The sequence below is a fragment of the Vibrio casei genome (assembly GCF_002218025.2).
Lineage (GTDB): Bacteria > Pseudomonadota > Gammaproteobacteria > Enterobacterales > Vibrionaceae > Vibrio > Vibrio casei.
On the sequence record NZ_AP018680.1, the window covers coordinates 842,277 to 857,492 of the forward strand.

Here is a 15,216-nt window from a genome sequence, read left to right on the forward strand (position 1 = left end):
TGTCGAATGAATAAATTCAATCAATGTCGTGTTAATACTGCGCATTTTACCCGAATAGAAAAGGTGCTGGAATACATTCATCAGCATCTTTTTTTGGCTTTATCGTTAGAAGATATTGCCCAAAAAAGTTGTTGGTCACGTTGGCAGTTACAACGAGTGTTCGTGGCAGAAACGGGGGTGAATGTCGCTCAATATATACGGGAAATTAAATTAAGCCGCGCGGCAGAAGCCTTATTAGACTCTCATTCAGAGCGAGTACTTGATATTGCGCTTTCATTCGGCTTTAACTCGGAAATCAGTTTTAGTCGTTCATTCAAACAGTTTTTTGGCTGCTCACCTCGGGAGTATCGTAAACGTGGTATTCGTACAGGATTGAGGCAACCTATTACTTCGAGTGTGGATGATAAGCTAGAAGCTAAATTAGTAGAAAACACACCGCACTTTACCCAAATCCGAATTGAGCATAAGGATGCCTTTTCTTTACTTGGGCACAGGGGGGAAATTTCAGGGCTATTTTCTGCCCAACCGGATTTTCAGAAATCGGTCCCTCAAATCTGGTGTGAATTTGAAATGTTGAGGTCACTCTTGCAGGGAGGTGTTCATCGACTTAACCAACCGCGACGTTATGGTGTTATTGATACCTTAACGGTTCATGCTGATCGTCTCACTTACTGGGCGGCAGAAGATGTGGATTCTATCCCAAATAGCAATAACAATAACAATAACGAGAACAGCCAGCTTTCATTTATATCTATTCCTACGCAGGAATATGCCGTTTTACCTCATCGAGGGCCAATAGAAGGATTAAAACCGAAACTTGAATGGTTTTTTACTCGCTGGTTACCGCAAAGTGGTTACAGTGGCATTGATGGATTTGAACTGGAAATCTATTCAGAAAACTACCAAACAAACAGTCAAGAAGCGTATATGGAATACTGGCTACCAATTGAATAAGTCGAACATGGTTGAAAGTTCTCACTTCGCTGAAAAGTTCCTGACAATATCGAACATGCCCCAAATTGTTAACTTTCCCTTGTTGCAAATCGTTATTATTCTTTTTGTGAATGATAATTATTATCGTTAATTGGTTTTAACGAATTTTTGTAGGAAGGGAAAATGCCTCGTTTAAATCTAAAAAGAAAATCGCTAATAAAAAATAACTATTTACATGCTACGCCGTTGGCGCTTGCGATTGCTTGTATTCTTTCAGCCCCCTCGGTTTTTGCAACAGAGGCAAATGCGGAACAAAGTGAACAAGAAACGATTACGGTTCTTGGGCAAACTTACCGTAATACCGCAACCAAAACCTCACTTCAACCAGAAGAAACACCACAATCTATTTCGGTTATTAATAATGATGAATTTGAAAATCGCGGAGTTTCGTCTGTTCAGCAAGCACTGCGCTATGCGCCAGGAGTAAATGCTGAGCTAAAAGGTGGCAGTGTCACCATGTATGACAATTACAACATTCGCGGATTTGAAAATAACCAGATGTATTATGATGGTCTGGTTTTACAGTATCTATTAGGTTGGAACTTACAGCCACAGATTGATCCGATTGCGCTTGAACGTATTGAAATTTTTAAAGGACCAAGTTCAGTTTTGTACGGTTCTATGCCGCCTGGTGGCATGGTGAACTTGATCGCCAAATCTCCGAAAAAAGAACGTAATACGAACTTTTCTTTAGCAACGGGTTCTCGTAATTTAGTTAAAGCGTCTATTGATACTACTGGTCAACTTGGTGACTCCAATGTGTATTATCGTTTAATTGGTTCGGCTTCCCACCGTGATGGTCAGGTTGATGATACCACCGAAGAGCGTTACGTTTTTGCTCCGTCGTTTGATTGGTATGTTTCTGATAACACCCTTATTAATTTTAATTTTTATTATCAGAACGATCCTAATATGGGGATGAACTCTGCGATGCCAGCTTCTGGCTCTGTATGGGATAACCCGAATGGAAGTATTGGTAAAAATGCCTCCATGGGCGATAAAAATTGGAGTCAATTTGAACGTGAGTTTTGGATGGCAGGTTATAAGATCGACCATTCTTTCAATGAAAATTGGTCATTCTTACAAAACGCTCGTTTTATGAAAGCCGATCTTTATCAAGAAAATACTTACCATACAGCGGCAGGTTGGGATCCAACGACAGGCAGTTTAGAACGCTATATCTACAGTACCGATGAAGATTCAGAAGGTTTCACAATCGATAACCAATTGTCGGGTCGCGTGAATACAGGCGTGGTTGAACATAATGTATTATTGGGCGTGGATTATCAGCATCTAAAAGGCAGCTCAAATTACACCAGTTACGGTTATGACGGTGGCTACACTGCGCCAAGCTTCAATGCGTTTGCACCCAATAACAATCAAATTGATCGCTCAAAAGTGACCGCTTCTGGTGTATATATTGATGATGTGAAAGTAGAGCAATTGGGCTTCTACTTCCAAGATCAAATGCATATCAACCGAGTGGTGTTAATGGCCGGTGGGCGATTTGATAATTATCAATCCTCCAGTGACTATGCCGGTAGTGTGACGAAAATTGATCAAAATAATTTCTCTTATCGAGTTGGTGCGTTATATGAATTTGATAGCGGATGGTCACCTTACATTAATTATGCTACCAGTTTTGAGCCAGTAGCAGGAACCGATTCGAACGGGAAGAATTTTGAGCCGTCAACAGGGCAACAAATTGAAGGTGGTGTGAAATATTTATCGTCTGATTATACGACGTCGATGACCGCATCTTTATTCCAAATTGTGAAGAGTGATGTGGTTGTCCCTGATCCGGATAGCCCCAATTATCAAGGTAAAATTCAAGTTGGAGAAATTCGCTCCCGAGGCTTAGAGCTTGAAGGACGTACTATGCTGACGACGAATTGGGATATCGCGGCAAGCTATACCTACATGGATATGGAAGTCACAAAAGATACTACGGGCCTTGAAGGAAAAACGCCTATTTATGTGCCGCAACATGCTGCGACATTATGGACGAATTATTACCTGTATGATGGTGTGCTAGCCGGAACACGTTTGGGGGCGGGTGCTCGTTATATTGGAGAGCGTGAAATGGATGCCGCCAATACCGATACCGTGCCTAGCTATACGGTGGTTGATTTATCCATGGGGTATGACTTAAGTAACTTAACCGATGGATTACAAGGCGCAGCGGTAAACCTTAGTGTGAATAACCTATTTGATAAAGATACGTTTGCTTGTTACGACTCGGCCAACTGCTGGTACGGTGAAGAGCGTACGGTTGAATTGAAATTTGATTATAACTTCTAGAGTAGGTTAGGAAGATTATGCCAGTCAGTGAACAAATTGACTGGCATTTTTTATCAGAAAGCCAATTTCCAGAGTTTTTTAAACGCCCGAAAACCTAAGAAAGTCGCCATAATAGATTGTGCGAGAAAGATGATTGTGATCTTAAATGTACTGTTAAGAGATGGCGTCATGTGGTACGAAAACATAGCTAAGAATTAACTATTGACTCCATACTCGTTTGGATAGTGAAAGTACATATAGCAATTCATATACAACGTTCATTTTTACTTCCTACCTGTATTGGCATAACGCTTATTAGACGGCAAAGTGCGCTCTTTCCTGATCAGCTTTTGCTTTCACGTGAGTGTCATTGGTGCGAGAGATTCCGAGTTACTCGTTTTTTCATTTCTGGAGCAACGGTTAAGTATTAGCAATAAGAGGGTGCTAACAATTTTCACTTTCTAGCCTCTTTTTACTTTGTAATCTAAATAAAAATCAGTATCATTACGTTTACTGTAATTACGCTTGATGAGTTTTTTCTGTGAGTGATCCTAGATACCAACAACTTTTTCATTATGCCGACCATGTGACGCCTTATCTCAAAGGTGAATTACTACTTGGTGAACAAGTGCAAGCGCCACAGGGCGATGATTGGCTATTTTCAGATCATAATAATCAAGAATTACTACAAGACATCTACGCGAAACTTCAACTCTCTCACCCTGAAGCGGGGCATGCGTATTGGTTAAACCGTACGTGGACGCTGCTTATCTGGCAGCCGGTATACGTGAGTTTTATTAGCATTTATGGCATCCATGCACTGCCATCAATGTCGACGATGGCACAACAGTGGCGAGGGGATGCCAACTTTGTGGCGGGCTTTACGCTGCAAGATGCGCCGATGCATGATGGTTCGCCAGAAGAACTGATTAAAATAGCCGCTCGCGAATTACTGCCTTTATTTGAACGCTACCGTAGTCAATTGGATGAGAATGTTCGTATTCGTCCTGGCTTTACGCAACATCTACTGGCTGATTTGTTGGTGATGGCGTTATTACGCTTGCAAGATTTACATAAAGACTTACCGCAGGAATATATTCCGCAGCATGCAAAGCGTTGGTTGGAAGCCTTTGGGCTATCGACCAAAGCCATGGATTCATTGCATTATGATTTAGTGAAAAACAAATGGCATTACGTTCGTACCACTTGTTGCATGGTGTATAAATGTGAAGGCCGTGACTTATGTGATAACTGCCCTCGAGGTAAATAGCCACGTTTGATCACCAAGATTCACTGCCATTTTCATCATATCTACGCTAATATCAGCGCCTTTTTTTAAATGCGCTTGCTGTGGAGATTAGGATGTTTATTGGCTTTGATTATGGGACGGCGAACTGCTCTGTCGCAATGATGGAAAATGGCGATCCTCATTTATTGCCACTTGAAGGCGAGAGTCATTTTATCCCCTCCACGATTTGTACCCCAACGCGAGAGTCGGTGGCAGAATATTTGTACCGCTTTATGCAAGTTCAGCCCAAAGATGCCGCTGGTGAGCAGGCGCTACGACGAGCAATTAATCTTAACCGCGAAGAAGATATTGAGCTGCAACTTGGCGACGTTCAATTTGGCCAACAGGCGCTGGATACTTACCTTTCCGATCCTCAAGATGTTTACTACGTGAAATCGCCGAAATCCTTTTTAGGAGCGAGCGGTTTACATGCCACTCAATTGGTATTTTTTGAAGACCTAGTGTGTAGCATGATGAAAAACATCAAAACGCAGGCGGAAATTTCAACTCAACGAGACATTACTCAAACGGTAATTGGACGCCCGATCAATTTTCATGGCCGTGGTGGGAATGATGCCAATCGCCAAGCTGAAAATATTCTATTACACGCCGCTATTCGTGCTGGTTTTAAAGACATCGAGTTTCAATTTGAACCGGTTGCGGCAGGGTTAGAATATGAAAGTACCTTAAGCCAAAATCAAACCGTATTAGTTGTGGATATTGGCGGTGGTACCACCGATTGCTCGTTAATTGAAATGGGCCCAAGTTGGCAAAATAAAACCGACCGAACCTCTAGCTTATTAGGCCATAGCGGGCAGCGGGTTGGGGGGAATGATTTGGATATTTATCTCGCGTTTAAACAGATCATGCCTCTATTTGGATTTGGCTCTCAGATGAACAGTGGGATTGAAATGCCGATCACTCAGTTCTGGAATCCTATCGCGATTAATAATGTGGTGGCGCAAAAAGATTTCTATGAAACGGCGAATTTGAAATCGCTAAAGTTATTACAAAAAGAAGCCAAGCAACCAGAAAAGTTGGCGCGTTTACTGGCGGCCTACCAACATACGCTTGGCTATCAAATTGTGCGTAAAGCGGAAGAGGCCAAAATTGGACTTTCAGATACTCACAAACATGCATTGATAATGCCGGTAGCCTCGGAGCTATTAGAGCTTGATGTAACCCTAGATCAAATGGTGGAAGCGGTAGACACACCGGTGCAAAAAATGATGGATTTGGTGACGGAAGTGATGAGCCAAGCCACCAAAAAACCAGATGTGATTTTTATGACGGGCGGCAGTGCACGTTCACCCTTTTTACGCCAAGCTTTAGAGCAACAACTGCCTAATGTGCCGATTGTCAGTGGTAACTACTTTGGCTCGGTGACCGCAGGTTTAGCGCGTTGGGCTCAGACGGTGTTTGGTTAACGTTAAATAATGATAAGTTCACAATAAAAAGTAGCCTCAGCGAGAAATATTTCTTGGGGGCTGCTTTTCTTTATATGATGCTCTGTGCATTATTCCTGTTTTTATATCTTCTCATGCAATGTAACCGTGTCGCCTTTTCATCAATAAGTACACTTATACTTAAAATTTTGTGCATTGATTTTAAAGTTATTTCTTTTTTGAAGGAGATGAGAGGTGTTGTAGTGGTACTGTAAATATTCATTTTACGGAGTGTTTACAATGGAGATAATAACCCCTAATAATCGAAGTTGCGTAAGCATGTAATAATTATGTATATCAATAATGAAATTTTTGTCGTAGTTCTAAATAAAATGGTAAGGTTTTTTTTTAGTGTTTAAAATTTGGTTTAAATACTAAATACTAAATACTAAATACTAAATACTAAATACTAAATACTAAATACTCTGTAGGTTTTAATGAAATACAAGCCAGTATCTTATTTTAATTATAAACTTTCCAAGTTACCTTACGGGCCTTTATCAAAAGTAGAAGTTACCCATGAATTAGGCCAATTTGTAGAGGTGATGTCTAAATGCAATAAACGCAGGGAGTTAAACCTAGCTTCTTTTTTACATTGGATAAAACCAGCGGTAATTCATAGGCAATATAAGTTTTTGAAATTATCTAGCGATGTTGGTTTTACAGGATATGTTATATGGGCTTGGGTAGATGATTTGACACTTAATAACTACATGACTCAACCTAAATTTTCATTAAAGCCAATGAATTGGAATGAAGGAAATAATCTAATAGTTGTGGATTGGTTTGTGGAAAAAAATAATATGAGTCAATTGAGAGAACTCTATAGATTCATTACTTTATCAGCAGAAATGAATAGAAAAGAGATCAATATTTGTATTCGAGATAGTCAAGGTAATATTATCAAAACGAATAAACGGAGTGTTTATGGTTACTGATTTACTAAAAACGCATAAGTTAGCTGGAAGAGATAACACTCCATGTATAGGTAATGATTTACCTGAAGAGTCCTTTGTTTCATTTGATACCTATAAGCTAAACGGAGCAGAAGTCGTTTGGATTAATAAAGAACTTATTCAAGAGTACAATATTGAACTTGATGAAAAAATTATTAAAGATGAGCTTATTAATAATTTTAGTTATGTGTCTAAAGGTTATACGAAGAAAACAAGAATGGTAACTAATGATAAGAAATCATTCATGGCAGATCAGTATGGCTCTCGACATGAAGTATGTAACGGTGGTAGCGCACGGTGCGGCTTGAATGGGTATTTTCAGATTAAAGGGATAGGACGTAATCCTTTAGTGGCTGTGAATATATCTGAAAGCCACTCACATGGTAAATTATTTATTGATGAGGCTATTAGTGAGGCAATATGGGGTGAGATCTGTCATAAGCATCTACCCTACGGAGCAATACGAACGTTAGCCATTATTAAGACCAATACAAAGTATAAGTTTGGATACCTAGATAATGCACCTTATAAACACTGTGCCTTAGCTATCAGGGAAGTTTCTGTGCGCCCAGCACATTTTGAGCGATGTACTTTTTTCTGGCCAGAGGAGAGTTACAGCTTTCTACGGGATAATGATGCTAACCGCGTAAGAAAGGCCGTTCCGTACCTATCTAAATTGCTCTTTGGTGAAGTAAATAATGTGTCACTCGGTGATGTCCTTAACAAAATGATTGATCGCCTAGCTTGTCAGATTGCAGCATCGAGAGTGAAAGGAATCCCACATGGTTCCTTAACGAGCTCAAATATATCAATTGATGGTCGGTTCTTAGACTTTGGCACCATAACGGCCGTGCCCGATTTTGGAAATTATGTATTGGCTAATGGTGTTGGTGCCGTATGGGATGATCATGAACTTATAGAACCCTGGCTGGTTAACTTCATTGACACTCTTAATCATTACTCGAAAGGGAAAATGCCCCCAAATCAAGTAAGAGAATATTCGTCGGGGTTTTCGAAATTACTAGAACAATATGAGAATAAATTCTTGTTAATAGAGTTAGGAGTTGAGGAGCATTCAGATTTAAATTTGCTACGAGCTAGTCGTTTAAAAGAGCGGCTTAAAAGCGATGAGCGTAGAGTGGTCACTCGCTTTAATGACCAAGAATTTCGTCAGAATATTCTCATTGAAGCCGAGAATCAGGGGTTAGATGTGAATTATATTGGCTTCCCTTTACGAAACGTCAAATATTCATCTTTTACCCTTCTTCAGGGGCACTTGAATACAAAGTACGACTATCAATCAATTAGTCAGCTTATTAATAGTTACTTAGCATAAGTGAGATGGTTATGATTGATGTGATTGAAGTAATTTTAATAGCAACATCTTTTTTCTCGTTTATTACAACCTTAGTTTTATTTGGGTGCTATAAACTAAAAAAGTCGAAGTGTAAAAATAGCAATGACCCAACAGTTTCGGTTTTTTTACCTTTCTATAATGAAAACGAAGAACATTTGGTTTGCGCACTAAACAAGCTAAACGATCAGAATTATCCAAGCCAAATTCAGGTTATTGTTATTGACGATGGATCTACAAACAACGCAATCAGTAGAGTTAAAGAATGGATTGATAACACCGAGATGAACCATGATTTCCAAGTAATAGAAAGGCCAGTGAATGGTGGAAGAAAAGGTTTTGCCTTAGATCATGTACTAGACCTTGGCATTGCTACTGGAGAGGTCTATGTCGTTGTAGACAGTGATACTTATATCGATACCAATGGCATCTATGAGCTGGTAATTAAGCTTTGGTCTGATGAAAAATACGCTGCGGTCTGTGGGTATATTACGCCAGAAAACCATAAAGACAGTTTTATAGGCAAATTACAGCATTATGAACACATTAGCTTTTATGGTGCGATAAGAGCCGCGCAAGACAAACTAGGTTGTGTTCCAGTATTAGCTGGCGCGTTTGTTGCTCACCGAGCTTCAGTGGTGAATCAATTAGGTGGTTGGAGCGAGTGGTTGGTCGAAGATATCGCGTGGTGCTGGAAGGCAATATCGAATGGCTATCGAACAGGGTATGCACCTAAAGCTAAGGCAACAACGCAGTGCCCAACAGATGCGAAAGGGCTGTTTAATCAACGCAGGCGCTGGGCTCGGGGACGAGTAGAGGCGTATACAGAAGCATGGAAAACTCATTGGTTCGCAGGCTTATGTGCCTCCCCTTGGTTTTTGCTTACCGCAGCACAGTATATATTTCCATCTAGCATTATTTTGTTTGGTTTTATGGTTGCAGCCGGTATTTGGATTTCAATTGCAATCGGTACTGCCAATATAATGATTTATTTCTTATTGGTGCAATCTTATATAAAAGACTTTGAACTTTCTGATGATTTATCAAACCGGCAAATTATTACAGCACCAATATATTCAGCCTTGTTAGAGTCCATTACGTGGATACCTAATTTACTCGGTTATTCAGATGAAATTTTGGGTAAGAAAAAAGGTTGGTTAACAAGATAGTTTTTATGAGCGCAGTACTCTTTACTGTAATTAAATATAAGGAAATAATTTATGTATAACTTAAGTGTTGATGAAATTTCAATGGTTGATGGTGGTGGCGATGGTGCATACTCAGGGAGTAATACAAGCGGAGGCCATACTACTTATGGTGGCCAAGGTAATGGCTTTCAAGCTTCTGGTCAGCATGGTGGAAGCATTTCAGGCCAAGATGTCGCTTGTGCAGGACTTGGTGCCGCTATTAGTTTTGGCACAGGTGGTTGGGGCGCCCTAGCAGGTGCTGCAGTTGGTCTAGGTTGTTCTAATTTGTAATTATGAAGGAGGAAGGATATGGTCTTTATCATATCCTTCAATTTATATGAAAACGTGCCCTGTATGTAAAAATAAAGCCGTCCCACTATTATCATGCATTTTGTCAATTAACGGAATGGTTAAGTGTTCACTTTGTGGGAGTAAATTAAAAACTCGTACAACATTAGTAGGTCTGTTGGTAGTTTTTATTTTTATACTGTTATCAATAGTCATTTTGAGAAGTGTCAACCATGAATACAGTTATCTAGTATTGGTCGTATTTTGGGTGCTGTACTCTATTTTACATGGAGTGTTTTTTAAAGAGATTAAACCAACGAAAAATTAGGGCCTGACTGTGATATTATTATTTTTAGTGAACAATGAGGACTAGTGGGACATGAATAACTATCAGTCCTTAAATAATTGTTGTAATTACCAATCAATAAACTGGGCATTAATAAATACTTGTAACTATACATGCAAGTATTGCCACTCAGACTTAAATAGTGGTTCTATTAAAGCACCACCTTATGAAGTTGCAGTGAATTTTATTAAGTTGCTTCTTGAGCGCTCGAATATCTCGATGTTGACACCATATTTCGAGTTTGGAGGTGGAGAGGTGACTTTACTCAGGTATTTTCCAGATATCATTAAGTTAATTCATGATCGTCAAGGGTTAGTTAATATTGTTTCTAATGGGTCAAAGTCATTGCAATGGTGGAATAAAAATGCTCATTTCTTACATGGTGTAAGTTTAAGTTTTCATATTAATGACATCAAGAGTGAATCTCATTTTATTGAGGTATCTAAAGTGCTTGAGGCTTCTCAAAACACCCGTTTTCACGTCAACATCATGATGGTTCCAGAACGGTTTGATGATTGTCTAGCATTTGCAAATAGGCTAAAACAGGAAGTCCGTTGTTCTATTGCTCTTCAGCCTCTATTTGAAGGTTTTGGTCATGGTGGGATTACTAAAAAGTATCCGTATACATCTGAGCAAGAGCAAATAATGAAGGACTTTCGCGGTCGACCAGAGCTTAAAACGCTTCCTCCATCAATGGCGGAATTAGAGGTTCATTATCTAGACGGTACAACTCAGAATCTGTCGACTTTTGATTTAATACCAAACCCATAAAATATAGTATTATAGCTATATGAAAGAATCAAACCCAAAATACAGCCTAGATGATTATGACTTTGGCGAACTGGCCAAAACTGAAAGTAACGCCAGAGCCAGAACACGTCTTTACATCCTTCACCAATATCGCATTGGCAAACACAGCTTTGAGATTGCAGAAAACCTCAACATCAACATTGAAACCGCACGACGTACTCGTAGACGCTACCAAGCATCAGGGCTTGATAGCCTCTATGACAAACCAAGAAGCGGCAGAAACAGCAAATTGGCTCCCGAGTACATAGAAAGCTTTAAACAACTGATTGTTGACAGCCAAGCAAAACGGGGCGGCGGCAGACTGACAGGACAAGACATCCAAAAGCTTGCTCACGAGCATTACCAAGCAAGCTATAGCGTCAATGGCATTTATGAACTACTGGCTCGAATTGGTATGAGTTGGATAAGTGCCAGAAGCCAGCATCCGCAAGCTGACATTAACGCCCAAGAAGCCTTTAAAAAAACTTCATAGAGCAGGTAACTGCCATACTGCCCGAAGATACCAAGCTAAGCGATGTTGACATCTGGTTTCAAGATGAAACCCGGATTGGCCAGCAAGGTTCAATCACCCGAATATGGCATTACCGTGGTAAAAGACCCAGAGTAGTCCGTCAACAGCAGTTTATCTCGACTTACCTTTATGGGGCAGTATGTCCTGCCACAGGTCAAAGTGTGGGACTCATCATGCCTTATGCTAATGGCGAGTGTATGAAGCGGCATTTACAAGAAATTAGCCAAGCTGTACCCAAAGGTCGCCATGCGGTTGTGGTGATGGATGGGGCGGTATGGCATAAAGAGCGCTATAATTTACCAAACCTGACTATCTTGAAGCTACCGCCTTATTCGCCTGAATTAAATCCGATTGAACAGGTTTGGCAGTATATTAAGCAACACTGGCTATCAAATCGCTGTTTTGATAGTTATGAAGCTATTGTAGATGCCGCCTGTCAGGCGTGGTGTAATTTTGCTAAACAGGTGGCTACGGTTAAGTCGCTCTCTGCTCGTCATTGGGCAGTGCTTTAATTATTGGGTTTGGTATTATGTCAAGATTGTCAGGGATAACGATGCGTTTTTGTCGTCTAGGCTGAGTCGGCTTTTTGGATTGAATGTCTGTGCTATCGTTCTGTGTGTTAATCGGCTTGCTAGCAGGCATTTTGGCTCGCTCGTCATCGCTAAGATTGGCTAAGAAGTTGTCATGGGCTTGTTCAAGTAAGGCTAGGTCTTCTAGGGCGGTTTCTTGGTTTAAGTGGGTTTGTTTGGGCTGTGATGTCGCATGAGGCGTTCGCTAAGTCCGTGAAATTTACTATCATCCAGTGTTCGGGTGCATAGCCAAATGCCCAGTCCGTCATGGATGAGCACTTTTAGCCGTGTGCCTGTTTTGTTGTAAAATAGGTAGGCACAGTGTGGGCGGATGCCTGGGTGGTGCTGTAGGATGAAGGCGAGTAGTTTATTACTGCCACTTCGCATGTCCATAGGGGTGGTGGATAGCCAAATTTGTTGGGGGTTGATAAGGGGGTTCATTGTAGCCCCCGCAGTAGTTCGATGAGGCTATATTTGTCAATTTGGTCGATAGTGAGTTTTATGGGCATTGTGTTGTGGCTGGGAATTTGTAGTTCTATACCCGTTAGGACTGATGAGTTGACTGTGCTATGGTCGTTGCTTTGCTCATGGTTTGGGTTCGGCTGTATACTGACAGGGATGAATGTTGGTGTATTGCGGTAAGCGTCATTGTCAATAAGTGCGGGTATTTGGTCGGTTTGGGCTTGTTTGGCTTTTTGTTCTCGTTTCCAGTTGTGCAATAGGTTCTGGTTGATGCCGTTGTCTCTGGCTATGCTGGCAATTGACCGCCCTGAGCTTATCGCTTCTTGGACTAGAAATTCTTTGAATTCGTCACTGTAGGTCTTGCGTCTGGGTTTGTTGGTTGCCATGTTAATGTCCATTTACTGAAAATCATGGACATTATCTCGCTTCATCTAAGAATCCAGTAGAGGGGATGGTCGGGGGCTTACTCTGTTCAGTAATTTAAATGAGGTTAGACAATTAACGGATGAATGGATCCATGTTTATAACCATGAACGACCGCATGATTCATTGAATGATATGACACCTGCTGAGTTTAAACAGGTGGCTTAATGTTTCTACTTTGATGTTGTTTTAAGTTTGGGGGATTTACATTGCCGATAAGGTTGGTCGTAGCAATATTATCATATCTAACAGGCTTTTACGCTTTGTAAAAAAAACATTACTTACGCCAAACAATTTTGCTGAAATTATTGCTACAACGTTTGTTATACTCAAAAGATAGCGTTTTTTGATACGATGTATTTTTTAATTTTTTTCACCAATAAGGAATCATAATGACTAAATCTACAAAATCCAACGCAAAAGTTGCAGTCATAACAGGTTCGGCAGGGGGTCTGGGTAATGCCATTGCGACTCGTCTTGCCAAAGATGGTTTTCGAGTGGTGCTACACGACATCAGCGAAGATAATCTAAAAAAAGCCAAAGCCGAATTTGACAAAGCAGGGTATGAAAGCATCACGGTGGTGGGCGATGTGTCAAAACGTGCCGACCAATTTCGCCTTATCGAAGAAGCGGTGAAAGCCTTTGGGCAGGTTGACGTGTTTGTCAATAACGCAGGGGTGGAGTCGGTTGAGCCGTTTTTAGAAATTGAAGAAAAAGAGCTTGACCGTGTAATGAATGTGAATATCAAAGGCGTGGTGTTTGGCACGCAAGCAGCCGCCGAGCAGATGAAAAAACAAAACAACGTGAGTAAGATTATCAATGCTTGTAGTATTGCAGGACATGAGTCATATGAAATGCTAAGCTTATATAGCGCCACTAAACACGCAGTACGTTCATTTACCCACTCAACTGCTAAAGAATTAGCCCAATATAATATTCGTGTAAATGCCTATTGTCCTGGGGTGGCTGATACCCCTATGTGGGAGCGAATTGATGCGGCATTTGTCAAATATAAAGGTTATGCGCCAAAACAAGCGTGGAAAGAATTTACACAGGGTATTTTAGTCGGAAGACCACAGGAACCTGAAGATGTAGCAAATTTAGTATCATTTTTAGCTTCTGATGATGCCAACTATATTACGGGTCAAACTATTTTGACCGATGGCGGTATGGTATTTAGATAATCATTGGGCAATAAAAAAGTGATCTATGCTGTTTGATCCGAACTCTGTATGAACCGTCTCGGGATTGTCGGAGACCTAAAACTCTGAGACAATACCCTTATGGAAATCAAAAAATACCAAACAGAAGTTAAGAAAAAAGCCGTCGACTACCAACGGATATTTGTCGCCTATTGACGCAGAAAATATCTACTATTGTTCATTAATTCCGTCAGGCTATGCTGCGTGACTCAAGATAATTTGTGGCCGACAATTCCAGTATAGTTCATTTAATAAAATATATGATTTAGTAAAAGATATATGTCTGCTAATAGGGGCTGTTTTCATAGAATGGGCGCAATACATAGATCAGGGATTTGGTTGTATATGCTTTCAGAATGAACGGATTAACGTTATTTGGGAAGAGTTTCCTAACAACCTCAGTTTTGAGCTAGATTCAATCAGTAATGCAGAGCTACTGTTAGAAAAATTAGTATGATAAAGGTATGCTATAAAAAACCTGTTCAGCAAAGCCTAAGAACACGGTTCTATACTAGGGAGCCGCATTCACCGAATAAACTGGTTTTTCAATGAAAGCTTTATTTTGGCCTGCAGATACAGTAATTAACTCGAAGGTAAACAATCTGCATGATAAGATAAAAAATTATTTCTAACCACGAGTATGATATGAATTTGATAACAATTAATTTAAAAAAAGCATCTGGTATTGTGCTGTTCTCAATAGGCTTATTTGCTACTGCCCAAGCATCAGCAGCTACATGCGACAAGGCTACTACTCAAGCTGATATAAACAAATGTATTGCCGCTGAATTAAAGGCTGAAGACAGTAAGCTGAATAGCTCTTATAGCAAATTACAGCATGGATTGAATAAAACTGAGAAAAAGCAGTTAAAAATAGTGCAATTAGCATGGATTGACTTTAGAGATAAAGCCTGTAAATTTTCTGCCCGTAGCTCTAGTGGTGGTAGTGCTCACTCAATGGCCCTTAACAGTTGCTTAACGACCTATACGCAGCAAAGACGCATACAGCTTGACCAGGAAATTAAGAACATTCAGAGATAAGAAAAATCAAATAATTGGTGGTGTTCTAAAAAGTATACCCCAAGGAAACCAGTTATTTTAC

15 protein-coding genes and 2 pseudogenes are annotated in these 15,216 nt (G+C 40.3%); 15 read left to right on the forward strand and 2 right to left on the reverse strand.

From position 1 onward, the window contains the following. Positions 1–6 precede the first annotated feature (6 nt). The 12 genes and pseudogenes from VCASEI_RS04100 to VCASEI_RS04155 all read left to right on the forward strand — a co-directional run bounded on the left by VCASEI_RS04100 (position 7) and on the right by VCASEI_RS04155 (position 11,970). Positions 7–954, forward strand: a complete 948-nt coding sequence (locus tag VCASEI_RS04100; RefSeq protein ID WP_089110438.1) for an AraC family transcriptional regulator — start codon at positions 7–9, stop codon at positions 952–954. A gap of 162 nt (positions 955–1,116) precedes the next feature. Next, positions 1,117–3,294 carry a TonB-dependent siderophore receptor gene (locus VCASEI_RS04105; RefSeq protein ID WP_089110437.1) on the forward strand — a complete coding sequence of 726 codons (2,178 nt, stop codon included), beginning with the start codon at positions 1,117–1,119 and terminating at the stop codon, positions 3,292–3,294. A gap of 84 nt (positions 3,295–3,378) precedes the next feature. Beyond that, positions 3,379–3,492, forward strand: a pseudogene (locus tag VCASEI_RS04110) (IS110 family transposase); the annotation flags it as partial. 322 nt (positions 3,493–3,814) lie between these two features. Next, positions 3,815–4,543, forward strand: a complete 729-nt coding sequence (locus VCASEI_RS04115) for a siderophore ferric iron reductase (protein ID WP_086957977.1) — start codon at positions 3,815–3,817, stop codon at positions 4,541–4,543. 92 nt (positions 4,544–4,635) lie between these two features. Then, complete coding sequence (gene yegD / locus VCASEI_RS04120) at positions 4,636–5,988, forward strand: molecular chaperone (protein WP_086957979.1); 1,353 nt, start codon at positions 4,636–4,638, stop codon at positions 5,986–5,988. A 455-nt stretch (positions 5,989–6,443) separates the two neighbouring features. Further along, complete coding sequence (locus VCASEI_RS04125) at positions 6,444–6,944, forward strand: toxin-activating lysine-acyltransferase (protein WP_089110436.1); 501 nt, start codon at positions 6,444–6,446, stop codon at positions 6,942–6,944. Next, on the forward strand, positions 6,934–8,298 hold the full coding sequence (locus VCASEI_RS04130) for a protein adenylyltransferase SelO family protein (RefSeq protein WP_086957983.1): 1,365 nt from the start codon (positions 6,934–6,936) through the stop codon (positions 8,296–8,298). The genes VCASEI_RS04125 and VCASEI_RS04130 overlap by 11 nt, the downstream gene beginning before the upstream one ends. Positions 8,299–8,309: 11 nt before the next feature. After that, entirely contained in the window at positions 8,310–9,485 is a 1,176-nt protein-coding gene (locus VCASEI_RS04135) for a glycosyltransferase (protein ID WP_089110435.1), read from the forward strand. 51 nt (positions 9,486–9,536) lie between these two features. Continuing rightward, positions 9,537–9,794: a hypothetical protein gene (locus VCASEI_RS04140; protein ID WP_086957987.1), complete on the forward strand. Its 258-nt coding sequence runs from the start codon at positions 9,537–9,539 to the stop codon at positions 9,792–9,794. A gap of 376 nt (positions 9,795–10,170) precedes the next feature. Continuing rightward, positions 10,171–10,908 carry a radical SAM protein gene (locus VCASEI_RS04145; RefSeq protein ID WP_238321388.1) on the forward strand — a complete coding sequence of 246 codons (738 nt, stop codon included), beginning with the start codon at positions 10,171–10,173 and terminating at the stop codon, positions 10,906–10,908. Positions 10,909–10,927: 19 nt separating this feature from the next. Next, positions 10,928–11,419 (forward strand): helix-turn-helix domain-containing protein, encoded by a 492-nt coding sequence (locus VCASEI_RS04150; RefSeq protein WP_110957774.1) that lies wholly within the window; start codon positions 10,928–10,930, stop codon positions 11,417–11,419. A 50-nt stretch (positions 11,420–11,469) separates the two neighbouring features. Then, a complete protein-coding gene (locus VCASEI_RS04155; RefSeq protein ID WP_238321398.1) occupies positions 11,470–11,970 on the forward strand; it encodes an IS630 family transposase in 501 nt (166 codons plus the stop codon). A 219-nt stretch (positions 11,971–12,189) separates the two neighbouring features. Here the strand turns inward: VCASEI_RS04155 and tnpB are convergent, their stop codons facing one another. Next, positions 12,190–12,468: an IS66 family insertion sequence element accessory protein TnpB gene (tnpB, locus tag VCASEI_RS19855; RefSeq protein WP_107928103.1), complete on the reverse strand. Its 279-nt coding sequence runs from the start codon at positions 12,466–12,468 to the stop codon at positions 12,190–12,192. Beyond that, positions 12,465–12,875, reverse strand: a complete 411-nt coding sequence (locus tag VCASEI_RS04165; RefSeq protein ID WP_089111071.1) for a transposase — start codon at positions 12,873–12,875, stop codon at positions 12,465–12,467. Before VCASEI_RS04165 ends, tnpB begins: the two co-directional genes overlap by 4 nt. A gap of 85 nt (positions 12,876–12,960) precedes the next feature. Here VCASEI_RS04165 and VCASEI_RS04170 point away from each other — a divergent pair. The 3 genes and pseudogenes from VCASEI_RS04170 to VCASEI_RS04180 all read left to right on the forward strand — a co-directional run. Then, positions 12,961–13,080 (forward strand): annotated as a pseudogene (locus VCASEI_RS04170) (integrase core domain-containing protein); the annotation flags it as partial. Positions 13,081–13,304: 224 nt separating this feature from the next. After that, positions 13,305–14,096: an acetoin reductase gene (locus tag VCASEI_RS04175; RefSeq protein WP_197709576.1), complete on the forward strand. Its 792-nt coding sequence runs from the start codon at positions 13,305–13,307 to the stop codon at positions 14,094–14,096. A gap of 663 nt (positions 14,097–14,759) precedes the next feature. After that, positions 14,760–15,155: a lysozyme inhibitor LprI family protein gene (locus VCASEI_RS04180; protein ID WP_089111069.1), complete on the forward strand. Its 396-nt coding sequence runs from the start codon at positions 14,760–14,762 to the stop codon at positions 15,153–15,155. Positions 15,156–15,216: the final 61 nt, after the last annotated feature.